The 3,172-nt window shown below is 69.7% G+C and carries 4 protein-coding genes; 3 read left to right on the forward strand and 1 reads right to left on the reverse strand.

All coding sequences use genetic code 11. The features are described from left to right. The 3 genes from AC1D15_RS23905 to AC1D15_RS23915 all read left to right on the forward strand — a co-directional run. On the forward strand, positions 1-669 hold a 669-nt coding region (locus AC1D15_RS23905; protein ID WP_477827933.1), incomplete at its 5' end, for a chorismate transformation FkbO/Hyg5 family protein. Continuing rightward, positions 666-1,394: a lysophospholipid acyltransferase family protein gene (locus AC1D15_RS23910; RefSeq protein ID WP_047511708.1), complete on the forward strand. Its 729-nt coding sequence runs from the start codon at positions 666-668 to the stop codon at positions 1,392-1,394. The genes AC1D15_RS23905 and AC1D15_RS23910, both read left to right, overlap by 4 nt. 2 nt (positions 1,395-1,396) lie before the next feature. Next, positions 1,397-2,161: a glycosyltransferase family 2 protein gene (locus AC1D15_RS23915; RefSeq protein WP_477827935.1), complete on the forward strand. Its 765-nt coding sequence runs from the start codon at positions 1,397-1,399 to the stop codon at positions 2,159-2,161. Positions 2,162-2,764: 603 nt separating this feature from the next. Here the strand turns inward: AC1D15_RS23915 and AC1D15_RS23920 are convergent. Then, the coding region (locus AC1D15_RS23920; protein WP_477827934.1) for an outer membrane beta-barrel protein at positions 2,765-3,172 on the reverse strand (408 nt) is incomplete at its 5' end.

A 3,172-nucleotide genomic window follows, 5' to 3' on the forward strand; every position in this document is an offset into this window, starting at 1 on the left:
GTGTGGAACTACGTGGCCGACATCAACGGGTGCGACGCGGGCGATCCGCTGGAGCGCTACCGGCAGTTCAACATCGGCCGGCAGGATGCGTTCCTGGCCGCGCGGCGCAGCGCGTTCGACGGCGCGCCGGCGGCCTGTGCGCTCGGCACCACGCAGGGGCCGCTGACGGTGCATTTCCTGGCCGGGCGCGAGGCGCCGCGCGCGGTCGAGAACCCGCGCCAGGTCAGTGCCTACCGCTACCCGTCGCAGTACGGCCCGCGCGCGCCGACCTTCTCGCGCGGCGCGCTGGCGTCGATCGGCGGCGGGCGCGAGGCCTTGTTCCTGTCGGGCACCGCCAGCATCGTCGGACACCAGACGCTGCATGTGGGCGACGTGGCCCGGCAGACCGAGGAGACGCTCGCGAACGTCGCCGCGGTGGTCGACGCGGCCAACGCGCTGAGCACGATCGGGCCGCGGGCGCACCGTGTCGACATGCTCGATTGCACCGTCTACGTCCGCCACGCGAGCGACCTGCCGCGGGTGCGCGAGGTGCTGGCGCAGCGGCTGGGTGCCGATGCGCCGGCGCTGCGCAACGCCATCTACCTGCGCGCCGACGTGTGCCGCGCCGACCTGCTGGTCGAGGTCGAGGCGCACGGCATCGCGTCGGCTGCGGAGCCGTCGCCCCCATGATCCGGCGCGGCTGGCAGCTCGCGTGCTTCTACCTGCTGCTGCTCGGGCTGGGCTTGGCGTCGCTCGGCTGGAACCTGATCGCTGCGCTGATGCTGCCGCTGGTGCCTCGGCAGCGGGCGCAGGCCATCGGGCGGCATGTGGTGGCGAGTTCGTACCGCGTGTTCTGGAACCTCGCGGCCGCGTTCGGGCTGATGGAGGTCGACAGCCAGGCGCTTGATCGCCTGAACGACGATGCGACCGGGCTGGTGGTGGTGGCCAACCACCCGAGCATGGTCGATGCGCTGCTGATCGTCGCGCGGCTGCGGCGCGGCGTCTGCATCATGAAGGGCGACCTGATGCGCAACGTGTTCCTCGGCGCCGGCGCGCGGCTGGCGCGCTACATCCCGAACGATTCGCCGCGCACGATGCTGCGGCACGCGATCGCGAACCTGCGCGACGGTGCGCAGTTGGTGATGTTCCCTGAGGGCACGCGCACCGAGGCCGGGGTGGCGCTGAGCCCGTTCCGCCCGGGCGTGACGGCGATCGCGCACAAGGCCGGCGTGCCGATCCAGACGGTGTTCATCGAGACCGAGTCGCCGTATCTGCGCAAGGGCTGGCCGATCTGGCGCGTGCCGCCGTTCCCGATGGCGTTCCGGCTGCGGCTGGGCGAGCGCTTCGAGCCGCGGGACGGCGCGGCGCTGCCGCTGGACGAGTTGGAAACGTATTTCAGGAAAGAGCTGACGTGAGCATGCGGCATGCGGTGTTGATCCCGAGCTACAACACCGGTGCGACGGTGTACGAGACGGTGCGCGCGGCGCGCGCGCAGTGGTCGCCGGTGTGGGTGGTGGTGGACGGCAGCACCGACGGAACGGCCGAGGGGCTGCAGCGCCTGGCCGAGGCCGATGCGCAGTTGCACGTGATCGTGCTGCCGCGCAACCAGGGCAAGGGCGCAGCCGTGCTGGCCGGGCTGCAGGCGGCGCGCGACGCGGGTTTCACGCATGTGCTGACGATGGATTCGGACGGGCAGCACCCGGCCGGGCTGATCCCGCAGTTCATGGCGAAGTCGGCCGAGCACCCCGATGCGATGGTGCTGGGCAAGCCGGTGTTCGATGCATCGGCACCCTTGCTGCGGGTGCGCGGCCGGCGCATCTCGAACGGCTGGACCGACCTGGAGACGCTGAACGCCGGCATCGGCGATTCGCTGTACGGCTTCCGCGTGTACCCGATCGGGCCGCTGATCGCGGTGATGAAGCGCCAGCCATGGATGCGGCGCTTCGATTTCGACACCGAGGCGGTGGTGCGGCTTGCGTGGCGCGGTGTGGCGCCGATCAACCTGCCGGCGCCGGTGAAGTACCTGACGGCGGAGGAGGGCGGCGTCTCGCACTTCCGCTACGGGCGCGACAACGTGCTGCTGACGTGGATGCACGCGCGGCTGATGCTGGAGTTCCTGCTGCGGCTGCCGGTGCTGGTGTGGCGGCGTGCGAGGCGGCTGCCGCCCTTTCAACATCTGTGACACCCACCGTTTGCCCGGAGCCTGTCGAAGGGCCTGCTGGCACAAACCGTTCGCGCTGAGCTTGTCGAAGCGCTGCTCGCCAGGGCTTCGACAAGCTCGGCAAGCGGCCGGGGGAGTCAGGTTGACATCGGGCAAGGCACCAAGTCAAGGACTGCTTGACGGTCCATGGCAGTCGGCCGCCGGCGGTCGACTGCAAGACTGAGAGCGACCCTTCTCAGACATCGGAAGACTCGGATCGGCAGCCGACAAGCCGACGTTGGCGCCCTTCACAAGCACCGGGCGACAACTCCCACAGCGGCGAGCTGATGAGCTTCAGCCGCGCTTGCGAGCGCCTCTGACTTGCCAGGGGGCGCTTGTCGACATCGTAGCGCTGCGCCCGCTCGCGACACGACGCTTCCGCGGCCGCACTGCAGTACCTCACCTGCTCAGAGTCCGATGGAGACCCGAACTGGCTGTCGCAGAGCAGACACTCAGAGGCACGCATGGGCACGCCATCGCAGCGGAGGGTGCGCGCCAGCAGGCAACAGCGATCAGGACCATTAGGCATGTCTCGCGGCTGAAGTCGCGCGACATCGGCCGCGAGGGGCCGTGCCCGCTGCCACGCTAGAACCTGAAGGCCAGGCCCACCTCGGCCTTCTGCTGCGTGAAGCGATCACTGCCGCTGCCGCGCGAGCCGTAGTGAGCGTACTCGACCGTCGTCGAGACCTGGGGCGTGAGCTTCCACTCCAGGCCGACGCCGATCATCGGCCGAACATACGTCTCGTGATCCGAGTGGCCTGACGAGTCATGCATCCCCAACCGGTTCAGCGCCAGGCCGAACTTGCCGAACAACGCGAACGATTCGCCCAGCGGCATCGTGGCGCGGGCGGCCGCATAGACGAGTTCGGAGGACAGCCTGAGCTGGTAGGTCGAGCCTGGCGCTGGGTCGGCCGCGTGCCAGCTGCCGAAGGCGCCATAGCCCAGCTCGGCCGCCCAGCTGGGTGTGAACTGCACGCCGGCGTAGAGCTTCAT

Source organism: Rhizobacter sp. P2_H2, assembly GCF_056403375.1.

Coding starts and splice junctions, on each gene's coding strand:
- AC1D15_RS23910 (WP_047511708.1), top strand. CDS start 666: ATGATCCGGCGCGGCTGGCAGCTCGCGTGCTTCTACCTGCTGCTGCTC.
- AC1D15_RS23915 (WP_477827935.1), top strand. CDS start 1,397: ATGCGGCATGCGGTGTTGATCCCGAGCTACAACACCGGTGCGACGGTG.